This is a genomic window from Leucothrix mucor DSM 2157 (genome assembly GCF_000419525.1).
In the GTDB taxonomy this organism is placed as follows: Bacteria; Pseudomonadota; Gammaproteobacteria; order Thiotrichales; family Thiotrichaceae; genus Leucothrix; species Leucothrix mucor.
In genome coordinates, this window is record NZ_ATTE01000001.1 from 740772 (window position 1) to 763752 (window position 22981).

General features: G+C 47.8%; 20 protein-coding genes and 1 CRISPR repeat array. Of the genes, 10 read left to right on the top strand and 10 right to left on the bottom strand.

Annotation, left to right across the window (positions count from 1 at the left end; genetic code table 11):
• Positions 1–19: 19 nt before the first annotated feature.
• On the bottom strand, positions 20–1366 hold the full coding sequence (locus tag LEUMU_RS0103275; protein WP_022950844.1) for an MATE family efflux transporter: 1347 nt from the start codon (positions 1364–1366) through the stop codon (positions 20–22).
• Between the two features lie 181 nt (positions 1367–1547).
• Here LEUMU_RS0103275 and LEUMU_RS0103280 point away from each other — a divergent pair, with 181 nt between their 5' ends.
• The 7 genes from LEUMU_RS0103280 to LEUMU_RS0103310 all read left to right on the top strand — a co-directional run bounded on the left by LEUMU_RS0103280 (position 1548) and on the right by LEUMU_RS0103310 (position 10443).
• Entirely contained in the window at positions 1548–2312 is a 765-nt protein-coding gene (locus LEUMU_RS0103280) for a GntR family transcriptional regulator (protein ID WP_022950845.1), read from the top strand.
• Between the two features lie 371 nt (positions 2313–2683).
• Positions 2684–3442, top strand: coding sequence for a GntR family transcriptional regulator (locus LEUMU_RS0103285; RefSeq protein WP_022950846.1), 759 nt, complete (start codon positions 2684–2686; stop codon positions 3440–3442).
• Between the two features lie 43 nt (positions 3443–3485).
• Positions 3486–4589, top strand: coding sequence for an ABC transporter ATP-binding protein (locus LEUMU_RS0103290; RefSeq protein WP_022950847.1), 1104 nt, complete (start codon positions 3486–3488; stop codon positions 4587–4589).
• A 14-nt stretch (positions 4590–4603) separates the two neighbouring features.
• Positions 4604–5530, top strand: a complete 927-nt coding sequence (locus tag LEUMU_RS0103295) for an ABC transporter permease (protein WP_022950848.1) — start codon at positions 4604–4606, stop codon at positions 5528–5530.
• 13 nt (positions 5531–5543) lie between these two features.
• On the top strand, positions 5544–6428 hold the full coding sequence (locus LEUMU_RS0103300) for a carbohydrate ABC transporter permease (protein ID WP_022950849.1): 885 nt from the start codon (positions 5544–5546) through the stop codon (positions 6426–6428).
• A 28-nt stretch (positions 6429–6456) separates the two neighbouring features.
• Positions 6457–8010, top strand: a complete 1554-nt coding sequence (locus LEUMU_RS0103305) for an extracellular solute-binding protein (RefSeq protein ID WP_022950850.1) — start codon at positions 6457–6459, stop codon at positions 8008–8010.
• An 84-nt stretch (positions 8011–8094) separates the two neighbouring features.
• Positions 8095–10443 carry a DUF4962 domain-containing protein gene (locus LEUMU_RS0103310; protein ID WP_022950851.1) on the top strand — a complete coding sequence of 783 codons (2349 nt, stop codon included), beginning with the start codon at positions 8095–8097 and terminating at the stop codon, positions 10441–10443.
• Positions 10444–10628: 185 nt separating this feature from the next.
• Here the strand turns inward: LEUMU_RS0103310 and cls are convergent, their stop codons facing one another.
• Complete coding sequence (gene cls / locus LEUMU_RS0103315; RefSeq protein ID WP_022950852.1) at positions 10629–12041, bottom strand: cardiolipin synthase; 1413 nt, start codon at positions 12039–12041, stop codon at positions 10629–10631.
• Positions 12042–12395: 354 nt separating this feature from the next.
• Between cls and LEUMU_RS24430 the strand changes: the two genes are divergently transcribed.
• Entirely contained in the window at positions 12396–13688 is a 1293-nt protein-coding gene (locus LEUMU_RS24430) for an ATP-binding protein (protein WP_211223008.1), read from the top strand.
• An 11-nt stretch (positions 13689–13699) separates the two neighbouring features.
• Here the strand turns inward: LEUMU_RS24430 and LEUMU_RS0103325 are convergent, their stop codons facing one another.
• From LEUMU_RS0103325 to cas2 (LEUMU_RS0103370), 8 genes are all read right to left on the bottom strand, one after another.
• On the bottom strand, positions 13700–13906 hold the full coding sequence (locus tag LEUMU_RS0103325) for a CRISPR-associated endonuclease Cas2 (protein ID WP_022950853.1): 207 nt from the start codon (positions 13904–13906) through the stop codon (positions 13700–13702).
• 128 nt (positions 13907–14034) lie between these two features.
• Positions 14035–16389: a TOTE conflict system archaeo-eukaryotic primase domain-containing protein gene (locus LEUMU_RS0103330; RefSeq protein ID WP_022950854.1), complete on the bottom strand. Its 2355-nt coding sequence runs from the start codon at positions 16387–16389 to the stop codon at positions 14035–14037.
• Between the two features lie 17 nt (positions 16390–16406).
• The gene (locus tag LEUMU_RS0103335; RefSeq protein ID WP_022950855.1) at positions 16407–16616 is read right to left on the bottom strand and encodes a hypothetical protein; all 210 of its coding nucleotides are present in this window, start codon (positions 16614–16616) and stop codon (positions 16407–16409) included.
• A complete protein-coding gene (locus LEUMU_RS0103340) occupies positions 16616–17050 on the bottom strand; it encodes a PIN domain-containing protein (RefSeq protein WP_022950856.1) in 435 nt (144 codons plus the stop codon). Before LEUMU_RS0103340 ends, LEUMU_RS0103335 begins: the two co-directional genes overlap by 1 nt.
• 205 nt (positions 17051–17255) lie before the next feature.
• The gene (cas2, locus tag LEUMU_RS0103350) at positions 17256–17564 is read right to left on the bottom strand and encodes a CRISPR-associated endonuclease Cas2 (RefSeq protein ID WP_022950858.1); all 309 of its coding nucleotides are present in this window, start codon (positions 17562–17564) and stop codon (positions 17256–17258) included.
• On the bottom strand, positions 17551–18315 hold the full coding sequence (locus tag LEUMU_RS0103355) for a CRISPR-associated endonuclease Cas1 (protein ID WP_022950859.1): 765 nt from the start codon (positions 18313–18315) through the stop codon (positions 17551–17553). Before LEUMU_RS0103355 ends, cas2 (LEUMU_RS0103350) begins: the two co-directional genes overlap by 14 nt.
• 502 nt (positions 18316–18817) lie before the next feature.
• Positions 18818–19462, bottom strand: coding sequence for a CRISPR-associated endonuclease Cas1 (cas1, locus tag LEUMU_RS24435; protein ID WP_281169945.1), 645 nt, complete (start codon positions 19460–19462; stop codon positions 18818–18820).
• Positions 19463–19493: 31 nt separating this feature from the next.
• A complete protein-coding gene (gene cas2, locus LEUMU_RS0103370; protein ID WP_022950862.1) occupies positions 19494–19778 on the bottom strand; it encodes a CRISPR-associated endonuclease Cas2 in 285 nt (94 codons plus the stop codon).
• Between the two features lie 131 nt (positions 19779–19909).
• On the opposite strand from cas2 (LEUMU_RS0103370), the gene LEUMU_RS0103375 reads away from it, so the two are divergent.
• Complete coding sequence (locus LEUMU_RS0103375) at positions 19910–20644, top strand: hypothetical protein (protein ID WP_169446350.1); 735 nt, start codon at positions 19910–19912, stop codon at positions 20642–20644.
• A 181-nt stretch (positions 20645–20825) separates the two neighbouring features.
• Positions 20826–21350: a CRISPR direct-repeat array (repeat unit 36 nt; unit sequence GTGAAAACGGTGCCCTGATGAAGAAGGGATTAAGAC).
• Positions 21351–21409: 59 nt separating this feature from the next.
• Positions 21410–22789, top strand: coding sequence for a Fic family protein (locus LEUMU_RS24440; protein WP_022950864.1), 1380 nt, complete (start codon positions 21410–21412; stop codon positions 22787–22789).
• Positions 22790–22981 lie beyond the last annotated feature (192 nt).

The following is a 22981-nucleotide window of genomic DNA, read 5'->3' on the forward strand; positions in this document are numbered from 1 at the left end:
ATTGGCTATTAGATTATCACTAATCGTTATCGACTAAACGCCTTTTCCAGCGGCCGCTGTACATGCGCAAGTGAAAGGGAACGCCTTTAATTAGCTCTTCCAGTAAGGTCAGCCCAAACACCCATACGGCGGGCAACTCCAGATACAACACAAACAATACCGAGAGCGGCACCGTCACTAACCACTGCGTATAGGCATGAATTTTAAAAACATGAGTCGCATCGCCGCCAGCGCGCAGCACATGGCCGCAAATGGTGTTAGATGAACGTATAAAAGGTGTCACCACTAAGATCGGCATAAACTGCCATAAGGTATCAATGGTTTCCTGTTGCAGCTCGGGATAAAGCCATTCAAACATAAAGAACATGCCGAGATAGCAAAAGGATACGATTAGCCCCAGTCCAAACGCAGCGCGCCAGGCACGGCTAATAAAGTGATCTAGATTTTCTCCAATCCCTCTCCCCAGTAACTGGCCGACCAGAATGCCGGTCGCTTGTGCCCAAGCCATGACCATATGGCCCGCCACCTTTATCCAAGGCGATAGCAGCGTGATCGCGGCAAACTCACTAATGCTCAGTCGCGCATAAATCATCAGGCAAACGCTATTAGAGAGAATCATCGTGACAAAGGTCGCAGCGATTGGCAGTGCTTTGCTGAAGTGATTGCGGATATGAGCAAACGAGACTTCACTTAATTGCAGCTGTTTAAAAGGCGAACTAGGCTGACGAACCAGAAAGCCAATGAGAAATAAGGTACGGGATAAGACAGCAATCGCAGTCCCCCAAGCGGCACCGGCCAAGCCCAGCTCCGGAAATCCCCACAAGCCATGAATTAATGCCATACTCGCGGCGACATTAATGGGTAGCTCAAAAATATTGGCGTAGAAGGGGAGTCGGCTATTGCCAGTGGCGTTAAAGAACACCGTGATATTCTGGCAAATCGAAATACCAAAAATCACCACTGAAAAAATACTTAAGTAGGTATAAGCGAGGTCGGCTAACGCTTCCGTTTCCGCAATAAAGCCAACAAAGGCTCGGCCAAAACCCAGAATAAACACAATGCCGGACAGGGCAATCAACCAGTTAATGATTAGGCCTGCATTAAAACCCGTGCGGATGGCGGCGGTGCGTTTGGCACCATAGGCTTGGGCGAGTAATAGCTGTGTGCCGTTTGAAAAAGCGTGTAATAAACCCAAGATAATGCCGGCAATACTGGCCGCCAAGCCCATCGCTGCAAGGGATTGCTCACCAAGCGGCGTGACCATGACGGTATCGATTACTAAAATCAGCTGCAATAAAACGGCATTCATGGCGATTGGCCACGACAAATTAAAGACATCCCGATTAGTCGGGGTGGTAGTGCTCATGATGACTCCGCCAGGCTGTTTTACAGGGGGTTATACAAGTCTTACAACGCTTTGGTACCCAAACGAATGTTTTTGCTTCAAAATAGGGCGTTGTATAACTGATGCAAAATTATAGCATCTAATATGTTAATATATTTTTTAATATACCAGATTGTTTTTGAAAGTTTTATAGGATGAGTAGATGGCTGATTTAAAAGACAATACCGTATCGGAGCTGCTAGACGGCGTATGGCTAGACCCTAAAGAGAGTCTGGTTCAGCAAATCTACACCATTCTGATGGATTGTATCGTCAACATTCGCCTGAAACCTGGCCAAGCGATGTCAGAGAAAGAAATTTCCGACTCCTTAAAAGCCAGCAAAACACCCGTCCGCGAAGCGCTGATTAAGCTGGAAGATACCGGACTGGTGCGGGTTGTCCCTAAAAGTGGTACTTATGTATCGCCGATTAGTCTGGACCGTTACATTGAAGCTTGCTTTATCCGGCTGCAATTGGAAATTGGTGCGGTCAGGCGCGCAGCGGAGCGTAATAATGATTTGCGCGGCGTGCTCAATCTGGAAACCACCATCTCCCGACAAGTGAAAGCGCTGGCTGATGGCGATGATCAATTATTTTTCAAATTCGATGAAGCACTGCATCAGTCATTTTTTGAAATGGCAGGCATTTCCGGTGTTTGGCAAGTGGTTAAAAAATCACAGTCGGATGTGTACCGAATTCGTCATTTAAAGCGTCATTATAATATTCGTCGCGAAATGCAGGTCATTGACGAGCACAAAGCGATTGTGTCGGCTATTCGTGCAGGATCAGCGGATGATGCCGAGGCGGCCTTGATTCAGCATATTGGCTCATTGGAAGCAGAAATTGATAGTTTATCGTCCAATCCTGAATTATTAGACTACATTGAGCTCCTAAATTCCTCGGGTAAGCGTCCCGGTCAGTTGCGTTAAAATCCCCCACTTTTCTTCGATCAAAGACTAGTATCTTAGTTTTTTCACCACTCTTAAGACGCCTACACTCAGAACCTGTCACCCGCGACGGGTTCTGAATCGCTTGTTTTTAATGATTTTTTTAATTGGTATTAAAAACAATCACTAAGTCTTGTGTTAATAAATATTAAATAATAAAAACAATAGCTTAACTATTTATTCCTGCCGTAATTTCCCTGACCAATCCTTAATTATTTGTTAGTTTCTTGTCTTTTATTTGTAATTTAAGTTGTAAACATTTGCTTTTTCAAAAAACTCAATCTAAGATACTAGTTAGTTATTTAAGATATTTACTCGCACATCAGTGTGCGACTACAGAGGAGAGGGAACCGATGCCAGAACTTGAGCAGTCACTGCCAGTTTCGGACTTATTGAAAAATAAGCCGCTTGAAGCCGCAGGCTCATTGGCCTCTCAAGTATTTACCCTCCTCAAAGAATTAATCATTTCGCTGCAACTCCGTCCGGGACAAATGATCTCGGAGAAAGAAGTGGCCGAAGCACTCAATGCCAGCAAAACCCCCGTCCGTGAAGCGATGATTCGCTTACAGGGTATCGGCTTAGTGAAAATCGTTCCTAAAAGTGGCACCTACGTCACTCCCATCCAGGTTAATCGTTATATCGAGGCATGCTTTGCCCGCCAGCAACTTGAAATCGGCGCAGTCAGACGTGCCGCCGTCCAGCAAAACTGGAGCACCAGCCTGAAAATGCAAAGCATTTTGCAAAAGCAGGTACAGGCGCTTGAAGCCGGGCAGGATGAGGAATTTTTCCAGTTAGATCAGGCATTGCACCAAACCTTTTTCGATGCCGCCGGCGTCTCCGGTGTCAGCACGCTGATCCGCGACTCGCAGGCAGAAGTTAACCGCATGCGTTATTTAAAGCGCCTTCACAACATTCGACGTGAAGGCGCTGTGATTGAAGAACACCAGGCTATTGTGGCGGCAATCCGCAGTGGCTCGGCCGATGAAGCTGAGGCAGCAATGATCAGACACATCGGACCACTGGAGCGCGAAGTCGAAACACTGGCCTCACACGCCGGCTTGTTGGACTTTATCGAAGGACTTAATTCAGGGCGATATAAACATCGTGCTTAATGACTAGACCGGTGCTTACAGGCACGGTTGAATTGGAGGAAAGATGTCAGGGGTAAAGCTTGAAAAGATAGTTAAACGTTATGGCGACATTGAAGTCGTACATGGCATTGATCTGGAGGTAGCATCGCAGGAGTTTGTGGTGCTAGTTGGACCGTCCGGATGTGGTAAGTCGACCACCTTGCGTATGATTGCCGGTCTGGAAGAAATCTCCGGCGGTAAGCTCACGATTGATGATCGGGAAGTGAATAATGTCGCTCCGAAAGATCGTGATGTTGCCATGGTATTTCAGAACTACGCGCTATACCCGCATCTCAATGTTGCCGAGAACATGGCCTTTGGTTTGCGCATTCGTAAAGTCCCTAAAGACGAGATCGACCGCCAGGTTAAAGAAGTTGCCGAGATTCTTGGCTTAACTGAATACCTAGAGCGTCGTCCGGCAGATTTATCCGGTGGACAGCGCCAGCGTGTGGCCATGGGCCGCGCCATTGTTCGTCATCCTAAAGTGTTCCTGTTTGATGAGCCACTATCCAATCTGGATGCCAAATTGCGGACGCAAATGCGCGCTGAAATCAAACGCCTGCACAAGCGTTTGGGTGTAACCAGTGTGTACGTAACCCACGATCAGGTTGAAGCGATGACCTTGGCCGATCGCATTGTGGTGATGTGTAACGGTCGCATTGAGCAAATCGGTACACCGATGGAATTGTTCAATCATCCTAAGAATGTATTCGTTGCCAGCTTTATTGGTTCACCGCCAATGAATCAGCTGGAAGCCGTGCTCGAAATCAAAGATGACAAACTGTTTGCCAATATTGGTGATGACAGTCTGCAACTGCCACCGATCAGAGAGCTGAGCCATGATGACAATGGCCGCAAAGTGATTTTGGGTATTCGCCCTGAACACATCATGATCGAAGCCGACGCTGATACCAGCTCTATCTCGGTTGAATTAGATTTGATCGAGACTTTAGGCTCCGAAGCGCTGTTACACACGCAGGTAGAAGGTAAGCCATTTGTGGTGAAAACCGAAACCCATGGCGACATCGCGCACTTAGACAACGTCAATGCCTTCCACTTCAAGCCTGGCATGATCAAGGTCTTCGATTTTGATACCGGAGACGCTTTCGATCATCCGGGTCGGGCATAAGGAGGAATGATTTTATGTCAAACTTTCAAGACAAAGTAGCCTGGTTTCTCCGGCACCTACGGAGGGAGTGGCAGATTTACTTAATGCTCGCACCCACCATCATCTGGTTTATTCTGTTTTTATATAAGCCGATGTACGGCCTGCAGATTGCGTTTAAAGACTACAGTGTATTTCGTGGTATTGAGGGCAGTGCCTGGGTTGGTTTTGAGCATTTCGAAACACTCTTTGGCAATGACCAATTTTTGCGGGCGATTAAGAACACCTTAATCATCAGCTTCCTGAGTCTGATCTTCGGTTTCCCGATTCCGATTTTGCTGGCATTGATGTTTAACGAGGTACTTAACCAGAAGTTCAAGCGTACCGCGCAAACCATCGTGTATCTGCCGCATTTTATATCCACGGTAATTATCGCGGGTATCGTAATAACCGCCTTCTCGCCCTCATCGGGGATCGTGAATTTGCTGCTCAGTAAGTTCGGTGTCGACCCCATCTACTTCTTAACCAAGCCGGAATGGTTCAGGCCAATCTTTATCGGCTCGGGAATTTGGCAAGAAGCAGGTTTTAGTTCGATCGTGTTCCTCGCGGCCATGGCAGGTATTAATCCTTCCTTGTATGAGTCCGCGGTAGTAGATGGCGCGTCACGCTGGCAGATGATGTGGAAGATCACCATTCCCTGTATTTTGCCAACCATTTTGATCATGTTGATCATCCGGATCGGGAACCTGTTAGAGGTCGGCTTTGAGCTTATTATCCTGCTCTACCAACCCGCCACTTACGAGACCGCAGACGTTATCAGTACCTTTATTTACCGACAAGGTTTGGTGGGTGCTCAATACGATCTCGCCGCCGCCGCCGGACTGTTCAACGCTGTAGTTGCCTTTATTCTGGTAATGACTGCGAACACGATCAGTAAACGCTACTCCAGAACGTCATTGTGGTAAGGAGAACGATACGATGAATATGAACATGAATCTCTACTCACGCGGTGACAAGGTCTTCGTCTGGATCAATATGTTTCTGATCACGATGTTTACGATCAGTACCTTGTACCCCTTTATCTACATCGCGTCGGTCTCCTTTAGTAGTGGAGCCGCCGCAACCGCAGGACAAGTATTACTAACGCCGGTCGATATGACACTGGCGGCGTATAAACAAGTGTTATCCGAGCCCATGTTTTGGATCTCGTATAAGAACACCTTTATTTATACGATTGGCGGAACCATCGTCAGCCTGATCATTATTATACCGGGCGCTTATGCGCTATCACGCCCACAGTTGGTAGGCCGTCGTTTCTGGAATATGACGATTGCATTCACCATGTGGTTTAACGCCGGCATGATCCCATTCTTCCTGAATATGCGGGACCTGGGACTGCTTGATAGCTATATCGGTATTATTATCGGCTTTGCCTGTAACGCCTTTAATATCATCCTGCTACGTAACTTTTTCGAGAGCTTACCCAGCTCCTTTGAAGAAGCGGCGCGCATGGATGGCGCTAATGAATTTCAGGTACTGTGGAAGGTGTTTGTCCCACTGTCAAAGCCAGCGATTGCTACCATCACGCTATTTTGTATCGTAGCGCGTTGGAACGGCTTCTTCTGGGCGATGATCTTGCTGCGCGATGAAGACAAGATCCCACTACAGGTGTACCTGCGCCAAACAATTATTCAGCTGACCAATGATGATGATTTCGCCAGCAGCTTGCTGGAAGCAACCTACTCATTTGAAACCGTCAGCGCCGCGATTATGGTGTGCTCCATTATCCCGGTACTCGTGTTTTATCCATTCATCCAGAAATATTTCAACAAAGGAATAATGATGGGTGGGGTGAAAGAATGATCTCGCATAAATCTATCGGAGGAATATCATGCGATTAAAAACTCTTACAGCCGCGATTATGATGACAACGGCAATCTCAGCGGCAACCCCTGCATTTGCAGCCAGCCACAGTGAAATGGTGACTGACAAGCCACTAGAGCTGACCATCCATTTTCATACTAAAAAGTATGTGTATGACGAGAACTGGGACGTGGAAAAAGAAGCCGCCAAGCGTACTGGCGTCAGCCTGAAAAACGTGGCGTCAATGGCGACCACGAACAGTCAGGAAGCGTTTAATCTATTGATTGCCGGTGGCGATCTACCAGACATCGTGGGTGGCTCCAGTCTGAAAGAAAACGTAAACCAGTACGGCCCTGAAGGCGCATTCCTTCCACTGAATGACCTGATTGAAGAGCATGCACCGAACCTGAAAGCGTACTTTGATGCGAATCCGGATGTGCGCTCAGCGATTACGGCTGCCGATGGCAACTTCTATTACATTCCGTATCTGCCAGATGGCAAATATGCCCGTGCTTACTTCATCCGTATGGACTGGCTGGAAAAGTTAGGCCTTGAAGTGCCACAAAACGTGGATGAGCTATACGAAGTACTGGTTGCCTTCCGGGATAAAGACCCGAATGGCAACGGTAAGCAGGATGAAATCCCATTCTTCGATCGTGACTGGGAAGAAATGCTGCGACTGGTCACCTTATGGGATGGCCGTACCTCAGGCTCAGACACCCGTCACGACTTTTATGTAGATGGCAAAACCGTTAAGCATGGCTACGTGGGCGAGGGCTACAAAAACGGGATTCATAATCTGGCTAAGTGGTATAAAGAAAAGCTGATCGACCCTGAAATCTTCACCCGTGGCAGCCGCTCACGTGAGTTTCTATTGTCAGAAAACTTAGGCGGCATGACGCACGACTGGTTTGCATCGACAGCTGGCTACAACGACTCAATGGCCGACAAAGTGCCAGGCTTTAGCTTTAAAGCCTTTGCGCCACCAGCCTCTGTTTCCGGCAAGCGCATTGAAGAAAATCGCCGCACCAAAGTGAAGCCGGAAGGCTGGGCGATCTCTTATACCAACAAGCATCCGGTCGAGACCATTAAGTACTTTGACTTTTTCTTTAGTGAAGAAGGCCGCCGCCTGGCCAACTTCGGTATCGAAGGCAAGCACTACGACATGATCGATGGCAAGCCAATCTTTAAACCAGAAGTGCTGAACGCCGATAAGCCAATCAACGCTCAGCTATGGTCAGTTGGTGCGCAAGTACCGCGTGGCTTCCACATGGATTACAGCTATGAAATGCAGTGGAGCAACAAACACGCACTGGAAGGAATCGCCCTGTACGACGAAGGTGACTATCTGGTTCCTGAGTTCTTTGGTGTTGCACTAAACAAGAAAGAAAAGTCTGTTTATGACAAGTACTGGATGAGCATCCAAAACTACATGTTAGAAAAGCAGCAAGCCTGGATCTTAGGCACACGCGATGTTGACGCCGACTGGGATGACTACATGTCACAAGTTGAAAGAATGGGCTACTCTAAAGTCATGGAAGTGATGCAGTCTGCCTACGACCGTCAGTACAATACTAAATAAACCGATCTCCTCGTTTGGCATGCCTGTCTTCACGTAAGCGGGCATGCCTCTTTTTACTCACAATTTTATAAGGATGAGTTTTTAATGTCTTCAAGCATGAACCCTCACTCGCAGGCTAGTTATCTTGACGAGCCAAAAGCCGGACGGTTGAATATCCAGTATTCTCCTGCGTCGGGTACATCAGTCATTGAAAATCCACCTCGTTTTATGTGGCTGCCCGTGGTGGAAGATGAGGCGCAGTATGTACTGCAAGTCTCTGACAATGCCGATTTCAGCGGCGCGAACACACACTCATTTAGTAACATCGAAGTTAACTTTTTAACGCCGGATGTCACCTTTAAGCCCGGCGAATACAGCTGGCGTTATGCCGTTTGCGATGCCAAAACCGGCAAGCCACAAAGTGCCTGGAGCACGGTGCGCAGTTTTAGTATTCCGGAAACAGCGATTGCTGGGCCGATTCCTAATCGCGCGAAGCGTTACCAGTCAGTTAGTACCGCTCACCCACGCTTATGGCTCAATCCGGAAAGCGTTGCGGCCTTTAGCGAGTCGCTAAAAGAAAACCCCGATTATTGCAGCTGGGAGACCTTTTTTGAGAAGTCAGTCCAGCCATGGCTTGAGCGTCCTGTGATGGATGAGCCAAAGCCATACCCGAACAACACCCGAGTCGCGAACATTTGGCGACAAACCTATATTGATTGTCAGGAGTTGGTCTACGCGATCCGCCATCTGGCCGTCGCAGGGCATGTATTAAAAGATCAGCAGATGCTCGATCAGGCCAAAGCGTGGTTACTCTCCTCAGCCGCATGGGACCCGGATGGCCCAACCTCTCGCGCTTATACCGATGAGTGGGCATTCCGCGTGGCCGTTGCATTAGCCTGGGGCTATGACTGGTTATATGAAGAAATGACACAGGATGAGCGCGATTTAGTGCGTGCCTCCTTGTTAGCCCGTACCCGCCAAGTTGCCGATCACGTCATCAAAAACGCCAACATTCAATTGTTCCCATACGACAGCCACGCGGTACGCTCAGTGTCTGCGGTATTGGTTCCGGCCTGTATTGCAATGTGGGATGAAGAGCCGGAAGCGCGCGAATGGCTGGACTACTCCATTGAGTTCCTCGCCACGGTTTACACGCCATGGGGCGATGAGCAGGGTGGCTGGGCAGAAGGCCCGCACTACTGGATGACGGGAATGGCGTATCTGATTGAAGCGGCCAACTTGCTGAAAAACTATTTCGCAATTGATTTGTATCAGCGTCCGTTTTTCCAGAAAACCGGCGACTTCCCGCTCTACACCAAAGCACCTGACACCCGTCGCGGCACCTTTGGTGATGACTCCACCATGGGTGATTTAGTCTGCCTGAAAGTCGGTTATAACCTGCGCCAATTCGCCGGCGTGACGGGCAATCAGGCTTACCAGTGGTATTACGAAGAAGTAAAGCGTAATGACCCCGGCACTGAAATGGCCTTCTACAACTACGGCTGGTGGGATCTTAACTTTGACGAGCTGATGTATCAGCACGACTACCCCATCATCGAAGAAGCAGCCCCAGCAGATGATGACAAACTGCGCTGGTTTAAAGGCGTCGGTTGGGCCGCCATCCAGCATAAAATGGATGACCCCGATCAGCATATTCACTTTGTAATGAAAGCCAGTAAGTTCGGCTCGATTAGCCACAGTCACGGCGACCAAGGTGCCTTCTGTATGTCGGCCTTTGGTGAAGATTTAGCGATTCAATCTGGCTATTACGTGGCGTTTAGCAGTGATATGCACATGAACTGGCGACGTCAAACGCGTTCTAAAAATGCCATTTTAATTAATGGTAAAGGGCAGTATGCGGACCATGATAAATCCTTAACCATGCGCTCAACTGGTCAGATATTGGCGGCTGAAACGCGTGATGATCATATTTATATTAAAAGTGAAGCCACAGCGGCCTATCAGCACTTTAATCCACAAGTCACTCGGGTGGAGCGTGAAGTTTACTTTGTGCAAAACAACTACTTTGTGATCGTGGACAGTGTGGATGCCGATGAGCCGGTTGAAATTGATTGGCTGCTACACGCTAACAGTGATTTCAGTCTGGGCGAAAGCTCATTCCGTTACAGCGGCGAAAAAGCGGGCTTCTACGGTCAAGTACTTTGGTCGGAAGGTGGCGCGGCAACATTGACTCAAGCCAAAGATTTTGAAGGGATTAATCCTGAAGAATACGCAGGCTTGCCAGTGAGCACGCACTTGAATGCTAAATTTCCAGCGGCAAAGCGCCACCGGATTGCGACTTTGCTAGTGCCGTATAAATTGGATGAGCCAAAGCGGATTTTCCAATTTTTGGATGATCAGGGTTATGACTGCAACTTGTACTTTACGGACTCTGAAGAGCGCTCGTTTAAGTTGGTGATTGAGAAGCTGGCCACTGTGTTCAAATATGGCTAATGGCGCTTAACCGCGACCAGTAGCGATTGGGGGTAGAGCAAGTGAGTGTGATAACTCACTTGCTCTTTTGCTTTCTGAGGACTGCGCTGACGTAACCTTGCACGCTGGCTATTGGCTATTGGCTATTGGCTATTGGCTACTGATTGATGAGCTTGCGCGCTAATTGCATAGCATTGAGCTGGCAATTACAAAATAGGATCAAATAAACGCGCCAAGCGCACCGCCCAACGAAATAGTAAGCCACGCGAATATAAATCGGCACTTGATACCTGCCGGCTATGAGTAAAATCATCTTTCAGCATATCGGATACTTGCGCGGCGAAGTGCTTATCCACCACCAAAGCCGTGACTTCAAAATTTAAGTACAGCGAGCGATTATCCAGATTGGCCGTGCCTACGCTGGCGACCTCGTCATCCACCAAAATCACCTTTTGATGTAGAAAGCCGCGTTGATAACGATAGAGTTTAATGCCCGCGCGCTCGGCCGCTTTTAAAAAGGTAAACGAGGCCAGATACACCACTTTATGGTCCGGCTTTTCGGGCAGCAAAATGCGCACATCCACGCCACGTAAAGCCGCCAGTTGCAACACTTCAAACACGGCATGGCTTGGTACAAAGTAGGGGCTGGTAATCCACAAGCGCCGCTTGGCTCCAATAATCGCTTGATGAAACATCATCGAGCAGGCATCAAACTTATCCGTCGGGCCGGTGGCATGGATTAGCACGGCCTGATCACCCACCGCTTTCGGTTTGTTATTCAGCGTGATGAGCTTGCGCGAAGCCCAATACCAATCCGACTGAAAGCTACATTGCAGCGCTTGCACTGAGGGGCCTTCGAGCTTTAAAAAGGTATCGCGCCAATAGCCCAGCTTGCCAAGGCCAAGGTACTCATCACCCACATTTAAGCCGCCGGTTAGCGCGATATGGCCATCTGCAATCACCATCTTTCGATGATTGCGGAAGTTAAGTTGGAAGCGATTGCGCCAGCCGCGCGTGGTGTTAAACGAGCGTACTGCTACGCCACCGGCGCGCAGCCGTTGTAAATAATAACGGCTCAGCGCATGGCAGCCGATTTCATCATATAGCAGGTAAACCTTCACGCCTTGGGCTGCTTTTGCCAGCAGTGCCGCGTGAAATTTCCGACCCAGCTCATCGTCGTGGATAATGAAAAACTGGATGAGCACATAGTGCTGCGCTTGCTCAATGGTTTCAAACAGCGTATCGAAGGTTTGCTGACCATTGATCAACAATTCCAAACGATTGCCTCGGGTGTAAACCGTATCGTGCAGCTTGGCCAGCAAGCCAAAATTATGCTCCAGCTCAGCGGGCAACGTGGCGCGAAACGACTTGATCGACTGCATCGGGTGATGATGGTCGGCCTGCTCAGTGACTTGGCGCAATACCTCCACATAACCGCGAAAACGATTGCGGCCAAACACCCAATACAGCGGCAGCATGACATAAGGCACCAGCAGCAAACCCATCGCCCAGGCAATCGCCCCTTGCGAAGTTCTCACTTTAACCGCTGCGTGAATCGCCGACCAAATGCCCAGCAGGTGAACGCCGGAAAGTAAGGCCGAAGCGAGCCACAGGCTCAAAACATAACCGCCTTCGCGGGATAACTGAAATGCTTGATCATAAACCGGGAATATTACAAGTAACGTAATAGTGTAGCGGGATTGTGGCTTAGCGGCTAGCGGCTCACCAGTTCTTAGTATGTTGTGACTTGATTAGCAGCTGTATGGTGAAATTGTTGAGACTCAACCTCGGTAAAAAGATAGCGGGATAAAGGTGTAATTATGAAAATACACCCCTAAAATCATAATCTGATATACTGATTGTTACGAGAAATAGTTATGGTCTAAGGTAATGTATCGTCAGCAGCTTGATTTTCTGAAGAAGTGGTTACAAAACAGCAAACGTAAACCTCTGATAATTAGAGGGCGCGGCAAGTGGGTAAGTCCACTTTGGTCGAGCTATTTGCACGTGAGCAATCACTTTCGTTGATGAGTGTAAATCTTGAGCGTTATCCTGAGCTGGAAAGCGTCTTTACCAGTAATGACCCCCAGCAAATACTTAATGCCATTGAAGTACTGCCTAGAATGCCCGAATATCAGGACGCTTCATTATTATTTCTGGATGAGATTCAGGCGACTCCGCAAGCAATTCCTGCCTTGCGTTATTTCTACGAGGATCTGCCCAGTTTACCTTTGATTAGTGCGGGCTCCTTGCTGGAATTTACGTTATCTGACCATAAGTTTTCCATGCCTGTCGGCAGAGTTCAGTACCTACACATGGGGCCAATGGTGTTCTCTGAGTTTCTGGCGGCACTCGGTGAAGATAAATTACATCAAATAATCACTCAATATTCATTGCATGACACCATCCCTGAGGTGGCCCATAAGCGTTTATTACAATTATTGCGTCAGTATTATTTTGTAGGAGGAATGCCGGAAGCAGTGGCCGCTTATGTGGAAAACCGAAGTTTTCAGGCAGTGAGCGAAGTGCATAACTCGATCATTGACACCTACCGTGAAGATTTTCCAAAGTATGGAAATCGACGTGATCTTAATCGTATGTTGAATGTGTTTAACTTTGCTGCACGTAATGCCGGAGTAAAAGTCAAATACAGCAATATTTCTCGAGAAGAGCAAAGTGCCACACTGAAAAAAGATTTGGAGTTGCTATGTATGGCACGAGTAGTTAGCAAGGTGGTACATAGCCATTGCTCAGGGTTACCATTACAAGCAAGTCTGGATGAAAAGACTTACAAGTTATTGTTTTTAGATGTTGGATTAATGAATGCAATATGCGGACTTAATGGTCAGACCCTCTCACAAATGGATGACCACAAACTCATCAATGAAGGCGCGATTGCCGAGCAATTTATTGGTCAGCACTTGCAGGCATTGTTGTCTGAAAGCCCTAACCGAGAGCTAACCTATTGGCTGCGGGAGGGACGCTCCTCCAATGCTGAAGTGGATTATGTGGTTGCCTTATCTGGTGAGATAGTGCCGATTGAAATCAAATCAGGGACCAGCGGTAGCATGAGATCGCTGCATCAATTTATGGGAGAGAAACAATCGCGAATGGCAGTGCGTTTTGATGCGTCTTTACCGTCAGCGACTACTGTAGAGACAACGATCTCGCAGGGTAAGCAGTCTAAAGCGGTTAGTTACCCGCTGTATTCATTGCCATTATATTTGGTTGAAAGGCTACATGAGGTGATTGACGCAGTGGATTAATTGCCTGAGCTTTAGTGGTAGTGTTTCGGTAGCGGCGTGCCGCTAATCGTCATGCCATCTGGCCACAGGGCTTCACCCCAGGCATACCACTGCGGGCGCTGGGGCAGCGGATACATGCGCACATCATCCGCTTTTTGATCAACCAGCACTTCTATTGCGGCGGTTAACTCCTCGCGGTCGGCCTCGTTTAACACGGCAATAAACACCGACTTTTGCATGGCAATGGCTTGGCTTTTGTTTACCCCCCTGAAAACACTGATTGTATACCTGCTAGTTTAGGCAGAAGCGGGTAGACACATCTGTTTTTTACAAGCTTGCGGTGCGCATTACTAGAAAAGGAAGCGGCTTACCCGCTTGAAGAAGTACAGGATGATTTAACCGAGTAGCCCATCGTCTTATAACTTTTTTCTCGCTTTTTAAACATTCGTTCAAGCATAGGTATATTTATATCAACATAGTCGAAAATCGTGACTTCATCCTTACCTTCAGATTCTCGATGAATCCTACCAGCATATTGGGCCAGTGAACCTTTCCAAGCTATAGGCATCGCGAGAAATAGAGTATCGAGCCTTGGTAAATCAAAGCCTTCACCCACATACTTCCCAGTCGCTACGACCACACTTGCGGTGTGTAGGCATTCTTCTACTTTCCTTCGTTCTACAGCTCGCATGGAGCCTTTTAAAATGACAGAGTTCACTCCGTTTTCTATGAGCAGCTTGTGGATTCTCTCTGCATGTGCTCTTCGCTCAGTTAGCACGAGTGGGTGTTTCGATGAGACAACATGCTTAAGTACGTCGTCAATAATCCTTTGGGTGCGATTATCATTTTCTAAAATCCATTGGTAGACATCACTGATTTTGGGTCGCTCGGCTGGATTAACCAATTTTTCAGGAGGTTGGTCGTCTATTTGGGTAACGATAACCTCTTGTTTAAACTGAGCACCATGGTTCGGCTTCATTTTGTGACGAATGGGGCCTACTGTCATAAAGATGATTTTCTGATGTCCATCTTGTCTGTCTGGTGTTGCTGTCAGTCCTAGCACAAACTTAGCCCTAGCTTCATTTAATACCATTTCGAACCGTGGCGCTGAGACATGGTGGCACTCATCAACGATAACCTGGCCATAATTCTGCACTATTGAGTCGACTGTATTGTCTCTTTTATTAATCAAGCTTTGGTAGGTCGCGATATCGATGAGCCCAGTTGGTTTTTTCTTCCCGCCACCAATCACTCCTACCTCAACACCAGGTAAAAAAGTTTGAAGTCTCTCCTGCCACTGGCTCAGCAACTGTCGGCTATGAGTCAAAATAAGTGTGTTCGTTTTTCGTTTAGCAATAATGCCAATGGCTGTTACTGTTTTACCGAAAGCAGTTGGCGCATACAAAATTCCTGTGTCGTGTTTGCTCATTATTTTGACCGCTAAGGATTGATTTTCTCTCAGTTTAACCAGTAACTTCAGCCCCTTTAACTCTATTCCTTCCTGTCGTTTGTCATTGATATCGATGCTTATGTTTTGCTCTTTAAGTAAGTCAATAGCTTCATCAGCGCAACCACGCGGTAATGCTAGGTAACCCTGTTCTATTTTGGCACAAGTGATAAATCTTGGAATACCGTGGGTTGAGAACCTTAACGCTTGGGTTTTAAAAAATACCGGGTTTGAGAAACTGGCTAGCTTTCGTAATTGGGCAATGAGCAATGCCGGAGTTTCACTAAGCTTGAGGTAAAAGTGATTTGCCAACGTTACGGTTATTCGTTTCGGAGGATTTTCAATGAATAACGGTTTTATCTTAGCTGTTTGTTCCCACGGCAGGCTTCTATCGGCAAGATCTTGTTCTTGCGGTTGTATCAGGCTGGGAGATATTTGAGAAAGCAACTTCGATAGTGTTTGTTGAGACACGGTTTTAATTTGCGCCAGATGATCCCACTGATCAGAGTAGGGTAGTAAGGACTGGCCTACGAAGCAGCTATAACCAGATTTACGTGCCTCTTTCTGTAGTGGTAGCGCAATGAGATTTCCAAATCCTCCTTCTGGCATGATGTCTTGACTTGGAAATAAGCGATCGTAGGCGTCGAACGATAGGCTGGGATAAATCTCCATTGCTTTATCAAGTAAGGAGAACCCAAGCAATCGAACCTCTTTAGCCTGGACAGGTTCGGAGAAAAATATCCAGAGGTGAGCTCCATTTCCAGAGCGTGAGACTTCAATGGTGTGCGGAATGTCAAATTGAGAACAGGCTTCTGACATCGCTTTTACAGCATCTTGCCAGCCTGCTTTATCAAAGTCTGCGGCAAGTAGGTAGCAGGAATTATCGGGAAGCAGAGGGTAAAGCCCAACGACTTGCCTTCCCGATAGGTGATCATAAAGTACTTGTTGATTGAGTAATGTATATTTTCGATTAACGCACTCGCTGCACTTTATTCGGGGTTTTTCACAAAGACCCTTTACCCATTCATTGTCACAAGCTACAGAGTATCCACTTCGACCTTTAGTACTTTGCCAACGGGTAGCAAAAATATCTGTTCTACCTTTGAAAAGGCTTTCGAATACAGATATCTTTTGCTGGATTGTTAGTTTTGATTGCGTTTGACTATTTTGCTGTTGAATCAGACTTTGGCGTTTGTGCAACAGCTGCTGCTTCTCAGCTTCCAGCTCAAGAATACGCTGATCAATGATTTTTATTTCATCGACCCAGTCAGCCATTAAATATTGATGAAGTGCTAGTTTGTAGCTGCTTGTATTGCATCAAATAACTCGTCGACGCTTGGATTTCCCAAAAGCGTATGGCGCTCCTCAGTATAATTACCATGTCCTTGCTCATACTGTTGTATGAATCGAATAAAGCCAGTAGAGCCTAATTGCTTATGCAAAGCTTGATAGGCTATTGTCTGGATTTCTCTTTCTGTGGGGTAGCTAATTATGGCGCTCATTATAAAATCTCCTGTACCCAAGCAAGTGGGTTGCTAGCTGTGAGCTTAACATCCGGTAGTTGCTTGATCTTCTTCAATAAACGGTCATCTGTGGTCAAAAACACGTCTGCGTGTGCCTCTGCACATGCTAAATGTAAAGCATCAAACGCTTTAATTCCTGACTGCTCAAAGTATCTGGCACGCTCTCTAAAGGAAGGTTGCAATCTAATATTGAGTTGTGCCGAACTTAATATCAATTCTAGGTATTGACGCTTGTCAGGTGCTGTAATCTTTTGAACTTCATAGCTTAGTACATCACTCGTTAACAGGGCCCACCCATCTTGTTCGCACAGGGACAGAATCGTTTTAACCGCTTCAGCTTCTAAATGAATTCTGGGGTAAGACTGATCATCGAATGGACGATTCAAACAGCAATTATCAAGGTAAATGTTCATTAGTTACTAGTCCGATAGCCCATGCTTCAGATAAATACTAGCATAATAGCCTTTGTCATAATGAATATCTTTATAGCCACAAAAAGCAATCAGGGCGCAATTCTCACTGTCAAAACCAAAATACTGTAATAGTACCGTCTGCGATGCCATAAACCAGAGATCCAGCAATAGCCTTTGCAAGCCTTTGCAAGCCATTGCCTGATCTTTAGTGGTAGTGTTTTGGTAGCGGCGTGCCGCTAATCGTCATGCCATCTGGCCACAGCGCCTCACCCCAGGCATACCACTGCGGGCGCTGGGGCAGCGGATACATGCGCACATCATCCGCTTTTTGATCAATCAGCGCTTCTATTGCCGCAGTTAGCTCCTCGCGGTCGGCCTCGTTTAACACGGCAATAAACACCGACTTTTGCATGGCAATGGCTTGGCTTTTGAGCAAGCGATGCACCCGCTGCAAGCGTCGGGAATCACTAATGTCGTAGGCGATTAGATAGGGCTTTTGTTTAGTTCGGCTCATGTTCAATCTCATAAAAACGGTGCCACAGGCTATCGACCCAAGCGCGCGTTTTGCGCTCCAGTACAGGGCTGTGCTGTTGAAAATAATGAATCAGCTGGTTGCGGCGCTTGCCCGTGGGTAACTGCCCGTTGGCAGCCAGCGCCCAAAGCTCCCACTCCAGCAGTTCAATAAATTGCTGTAATAATCCCCGCGTAGCCGGAGCGGGGCGCAACACCTCGCTATCAAAGCCAAAGTGTTTTAGTAGCACGGTTTGTTGCGCCGCCAGCATAGGCAGTAAACGCTTCAAGCAATCGGCCCAGTAATAAAACTGGTGATCCAGACAAATCAGCTCGTTTAAACGGGCTTTGATAAACGCCGGCTCGTACTGTGAACGCGGCAACCGGAAGCGCTTTTGCAAGTGCAGAATCTGCCGCCGATGCTGTGCCTGAAACCAGTGATCCAGCAAGTACAATTGCGAGCGGGACTCGTGCAGCTCTAATACATGTGACTGCAAAGTTTGCTGGCGGTAGTCGGTGCCAAAACAAATGCCGACATACTCACCGCCGGAGCCTGCAATCACCACCGGAATATTGTTTGAAAGGCAGGCCGCCAGCAGCGTTGAAGAAAGCTCCAGATGGCCATTGATAATGACGCGTGAAATGCGCTGTAGTGGAAACCAGACATCGGCCAGCTGCTGAGAAGTGACACGAATGGCATTGTGCTCCAGCTTAGCCCGCAGCACCTGATTGCCATCCAGATATAAAGGCTTCATGTGGTTTGCTCCTGTGAATATCGCTGATTGTATGTGCGCTAGTGTAGCCAGAGGCAGGGGCATAATTCAGCCTTTACAAGCTTGCGGGAAGTGACAGGCAGCTGATTTGGGTGGATAATGCAAACTCACCGCTGGACTGTTTATTAAATTCACGTAGTTGGTTAAAGAATGTTCAAACCTAACTTTTTGAAAACTGAAAATCCTGACAAGGGCCCTTGCAAGTTATTGAAAGTAAAGGTCGAAAAAGGTGCCCGCGGTGAAAACGATGCCCTGATGAAGAAGGGATTAAGACCGATCTGTTACAGCCTGACTACGTTCTGACAGAGCGTGAAAACGATGCCCTGATGAAGAAGGGATTAAGACATACTTCATTGCTCATCGTTTGTACCACTCATCAGTGAAAACGGTGCCCTGATGAAGAAGGGATTAAACAAAAACACCCACAATCGCACTACAGATACATAATGCGCTTGTGGGTGTTTGTTCTAAGTAAGCTGCTATTTTAAGCGGGCAGATCCTGCTGAAATGCCTCCAGCCTTTTCCGCAAATGCCGAATCTGCCAACGCATGGCCCGCATAATCGGTTTTAACTGCGCCTCATACGCCATATAAAAACGATAGCGTCCGGCTTTGGCGAGCAGGCAGCCGTTCTGATCGGTGGTAAAATCGTCCGCGCGCAATTCCCGCTCATTAAACAAGCGCCAAACAAACTCATCCACATGCGGTCGCCAGGGCTCGATGAGGTCGGCGGCGAGCGAGTCGCGACTGTATTTCGGCTCATGTAAAAAGCCCAACATCGGGTCCAAACCCTGAGCGTAAGCCAGCTGTACGGCGCGCGAATGCAGCAAGGTGTAAGCCAGCGATAAACAGGCATTCACCGGATCGGGTGGCGGGCGACGTTTGCGACCGGTAAAGCTCAGTGACTCGGCAAAAAACAACTGATACGCCCCAAACCCAATCCGCGCCGCATTGCCTTCAATGCCTCGCAAGCGCACCACGTCGACCGGTGTTTGCAGGCTTGCCACCGTATCTGATAATTGATCGATAGCTTTGGTTAGCGGATAGCGTAAATCGGCTCGGGCCTCCAGCTGGCGTTGTAAAAATCGGCGTTGGTTGCGGACTTTAGCCATCAATTTTGAGTTGGGTATTTTTGCGGTCGAGGTAGAGTGTTGTCATGGTTTATCCCACATAAAAGCAATTGCCATCATCTGGCGAGAGGGCGCGCCCGAGTGTAATCACTTGTTGGCGCGGATCGAGTCGGATGCAGATTAAGCTATCCACGGCATCGTCGATGATCATAGATAAGGTGGCTAATAAATCGCCACGCTCAGCATCGGATAGCCAGCACTCATGCACCGACTGCTGCCCGCCGGTTGCAAAGCCGCGTGTGGCCTTGAGCGCGGCCCGTCGCCGTTTTGTCTGGCGAATGTCGTAGGCAATAAGGTAAAGGTTTCGATTTTTCATGGGGTGAGTTTAAGCATAAGGCGCGTGTGGATTCAGCGCTTACAAGCTTGTGGGAAGTGCTACTGACATAATCAGGATAGTAACTGCATCTTTGTGCTAATATTATGCATCTTTATTGATCAAAGTAATCAGTGGCTGGCGTTATGGAAAATGAACTCACCGCAAAGAGCACAGACAAGTATGAGATCTTTGCTTTCAGCTATTGGTATTACCTCGTCTTTCTCCTGCTCTATATTCCGCCCATTATTTTGTATTTTGTTTACTCCGATTCGGTCAGTTTAGCCATGGGTGAGACCGGCGCTACAATTGGCTTTCTGGTAATAATGCTATTGCCGTATTTCATTGCGGGGTATGTCGCCAACCGATTAACTCGCCGTCCCGTTAGAGTGAGCTTCGATGATTGGCAGATTACGGTGGAATATTTTTCACGAAATTTAGAGTATGTGAAGAAAACCGAGAGCTGCCAGCTTAAGTATATTGAGAGTTTTAACGACTACAATTTGACCAGCAATAGTTTCCGTTTGAAGCTTATGAATGGCGATACTTTTTCACTCCATCCAAGCGGGCATCAGAAGAAAGACAGTGATTACGAGCGCTTGGTCAAAGATTTTAAGCAGCACGTCCATACGCTGAACCCACACAATGCTAAAGGAGCAGTGAAGTACGATGATTTTCTGAGTAGCTTTTGGGGAAAGGCGCTTTACCAGATCTGCTTGGTTGCTGTTTGGGGGAGCGTGCCATTATTTATCTATGTCATTTTCATCCGTGATCCGTTTGAGTGGAGCTTGTTAAAGTTGCCTGTTGGGCTATTGTTTGGCGGCCTTGCGTACATTTCAAAGTATTTAAAGTGGGATGATGAAGAGTAAACAAGCTTGTGGGAAGTGACAGATGGTTGGCTTGGGTGGATAATGCAAACTCACCGCTGGACTGTTTGTTAAATTCACGTAGTTGGTTAAATAATGTTCAAACCTAACTTTTTTAAAACTGAAAATCCTGGCAAGGGCCTCTGCAAGTCATTGAAAGGAAAGGCCGAAAAAGGTGCCCGCGGTGAAAACGGTGCCCTGATGAAGAAGGGATTAAGACGATGGTGGCGCTGACCAATCGCTCAATTGATTTGCGTGAAAACGGTGCCCTGATGAAGAAGGGATTAAGACACTTTCCATCGGCTTATCTCGCCGTCGTCTAAACGTGAAAACGGTGCCCTGATGAAGAAGGGATTAAGACCGCTACATGGTGATGCATCAAGAAAGAAAAAGCGTGAAAACGGTGCCCTGATGAAGAAGGGATTAAGACTTTGCAAAGTAGGTGCAGCATTTGATCTGCTTATAGTGAAAACGGTGCCCTGATGAAGAAGGGATTAAGACGGTCTCGCCGGGACCATTGGATGATTCAAGAATGTGAAAACGGTGCCCTGATGAAGAAGGGATTAAGACGCAATTTTGAATTGCACGGTGTAAGAGCCTTTGGTGAAAACGACGCCCTGATGAAGAAGGGATTAAGACCATCTGCAACAAGCGTGTCCAGAATCTGCTTACGGTGAAAACGATGCCCTGATGAAGAAGGGATTAAACTCACTCACCAAACTGTCCGATAACTTGAGCTTTGTCCGATAATGTCCGATAATTAAATTTATGGACAAAAACCTACAATCACTCCTCGAGAAGCTAGCAAAACAGGGCGGTTCAGCCGTTTCAATCGCTGCATTATCGGACAAATCGGACAAATCGGACGTATCCCCGCGTACGATTCGCCGTCGCTTGCACCAGTTAATCGAGCTTGGCTTGGTCGCCTCACACGGTAAAAATCGCGGTGTTCGTTACGCGCTGGCAGCGGTGCAGGCTGCACCGGATAGCCCCCCAACGGCGATTGCCGAGCCCGCCGAAAGCTATGCCAGTTTTGGTTTTAGCGCAGCCAATCAGGCCTTGATTAACCAGATTCAGCAGCCATTGATTTGTCGGCAATATTGCAGTTATCGCCCCGAATGGCTGGCGGCGTATCAGCCAAATCGCAGCTTTTATTTATCCGCCGCACAACGCGACACGCTTCGCCAAGCCGGTCAGCCGCTGGCACAAGGGCTGCCTGCCGGTACTTATGCGCGGCAGATTTTCAATCATCTTTTGATCAACCTGTCGTATAACTCCTCGCGTTTGGAAGGCAATACTTACTCGCTGGCGGATACTGAAAAACTGCTGCTGTCTGGCAAAGCGGCGGATGGCAAGTTGGATATGGAAACCCTGATGCTGATCAATCACAAAGAGGCGATTCGCTTTTTGGTGGATGGCATTAATCGCATGGAAATCAGCATTGATAACATCCGCTCCCTGCATTATTTGCTGGCGGATGGCTTGGTGCAGCCGGAGGATGCGGGGCAGGTGAGAACTGGTGGCGTGCGGATCTCCTCATCGGTGTATCTGCCATGGGAAGGCGAGGCGCGGTTAATGGCGCAGCTTTCGGCGATTGTGGACACTGCCGACGCCATTCACGACCCGTATGAACAGAGCTTTTTTCTGCTGGTGCATCTGGCGTATTTGCAGGCTTTTATTGATGTGAATAAGCGCACCGCGCGGCTAGCGGCTAACTTGCCATTGGTGCGTCATAATTGTGTGCCGGTGTCGTTTAGCGATATTAGTGTCGAGGCTTATGTGTCGTCGATGCTGGTGTGTTATGAACTGAATGAAACCGGGCCATTGGCCGAGCTGTATACCTGGTCGTATTTGCGCAGTTGCGAACATTACACCGCGCGGGCGGACTCCTTGGGGATTGACTTATTGCGGGTGCAATACCGTGCGCCGCGTCGGGCTTTGATTGCCGACATTGTGCGGGAAAATCTACACGGCGAAGCGCAGTTGGCCGCGATTGAGGCCTTTGTGCAAAGCCAGATCGAAGATGCGCATCGGGAAAAGTTCTTAAGCGATCTGCAGTTTGATCTTGATGCACTGGCACCGCATCGCATAGCAGGCATGGGGATTACGCAGGCTGAGTTGGCGCATTGGCAAGCTTGTGGGAAGTGACAGTTGGTGGTTTTGAGTGGATAATGAAAACTCACTGTTGGTGAAGCGATGCCCTGATGTCGAAGGGATTAAGACCGGCAATCGTAAGTGTACATGTTCCAGTAGAACGGTAGAAAGATGCCCTGATGAAGAAGGGATTACCAAACTACTGCTAAAGTAATAACAGATGGAGTCTGTGCCTTTTTTAATCTA

Coding starts and splice junctions, on each gene's coding strand:
- cas2 (WP_022950862.1), bottom strand. CDS start 19,778: ATGAAAAATCGAAACCTTTACCTTATTGCCTACGACATTCGCCAGACA.
- LEUMU_RS0103290 (WP_022950847.1), top strand. CDS start 3,486: ATGTCAGGGGTAAAGCTTGAAAAGATAGTTAAACGTTATGGCGACATT.
- LEUMU_RS0103355 (WP_022950859.1), bottom strand. CDS start 18,315: ATGAAGCCTTTATATCTGGATGGCAATCAGGTGCTGCGGGCTAAGCTG.
- LEUMU_RS0103335 (WP_022950855.1), bottom strand. CDS start 16,616: ATGAGCGCCATAATTAGCTACCCCACAGAAAGAGAAATCCAGACAATA.
- LEUMU_RS0103325 (WP_022950853.1), bottom strand. CDS start 13,906: ATGCAAAAGTCGGTGTTTATTGCCGTGTTAAACGAGGCCGACCGCGAG.
- LEUMU_RS0103300 (WP_022950849.1), top strand. CDS start 5,544: ATGAATATGAACATGAATCTCTACTCACGCGGTGACAAGGTCTTCGTC.
- LEUMU_RS0103295 (WP_022950848.1), top strand. CDS start 4,604: ATGTCAAACTTTCAAGACAAAGTAGCCTGGTTTCTCCGGCACCTACGG.
- LEUMU_RS0103275 (WP_022950844.1), bottom strand. CDS start 1,366: ATGAGCACTACCACCCCGACTAATCGGGATGTCTTTAATTTGTCGTGG.
- LEUMU_RS0103330 (WP_022950854.1), bottom strand. CDS start 16,389: ATGGCTGACTGGGTCGATGAAATAAAAATCATTGATCAGCGTATTCTT.
- LEUMU_RS0103340 (WP_022950856.1), bottom strand. CDS start 17,050: ATGAACATTTACCTTGATAATTGCTGTTTGAATCGTCCATTCGATGAT.
- cas2 (WP_022950858.1), bottom strand. CDS start 17,564: ATGAGCCGAACTAAACAAAAGCCCTATCTAATCGCCTACGACATTAGT.
- LEUMU_RS0103285 (WP_022950846.1), top strand. CDS start 2,684: ATGCCAGAACTTGAGCAGTCACTGCCAGTTTCGGACTTATTGAAAAAT.
- LEUMU_RS0103305 (WP_022950850.1), top strand. CDS start 6,457: ATGCGATTAAAAACTCTTACAGCCGCGATTATGATGACAACGGCAATC.
- LEUMU_RS24440 (WP_022950864.1), top strand. CDS start 21,410: ATGGACAAAAACCTACAATCACTCCTCGAGAAGCTAGCAAAACAGGGC.
- LEUMU_RS0103310 (WP_022950851.1), top strand. CDS start 8,095: ATGTCTTCAAGCATGAACCCTCACTCGCAGGCTAGTTATCTTGACGAG.
- LEUMU_RS0103280 (WP_022950845.1), top strand. CDS start 1,548: ATGGCTGATTTAAAAGACAATACCGTATCGGAGCTGCTAGACGGCGTA.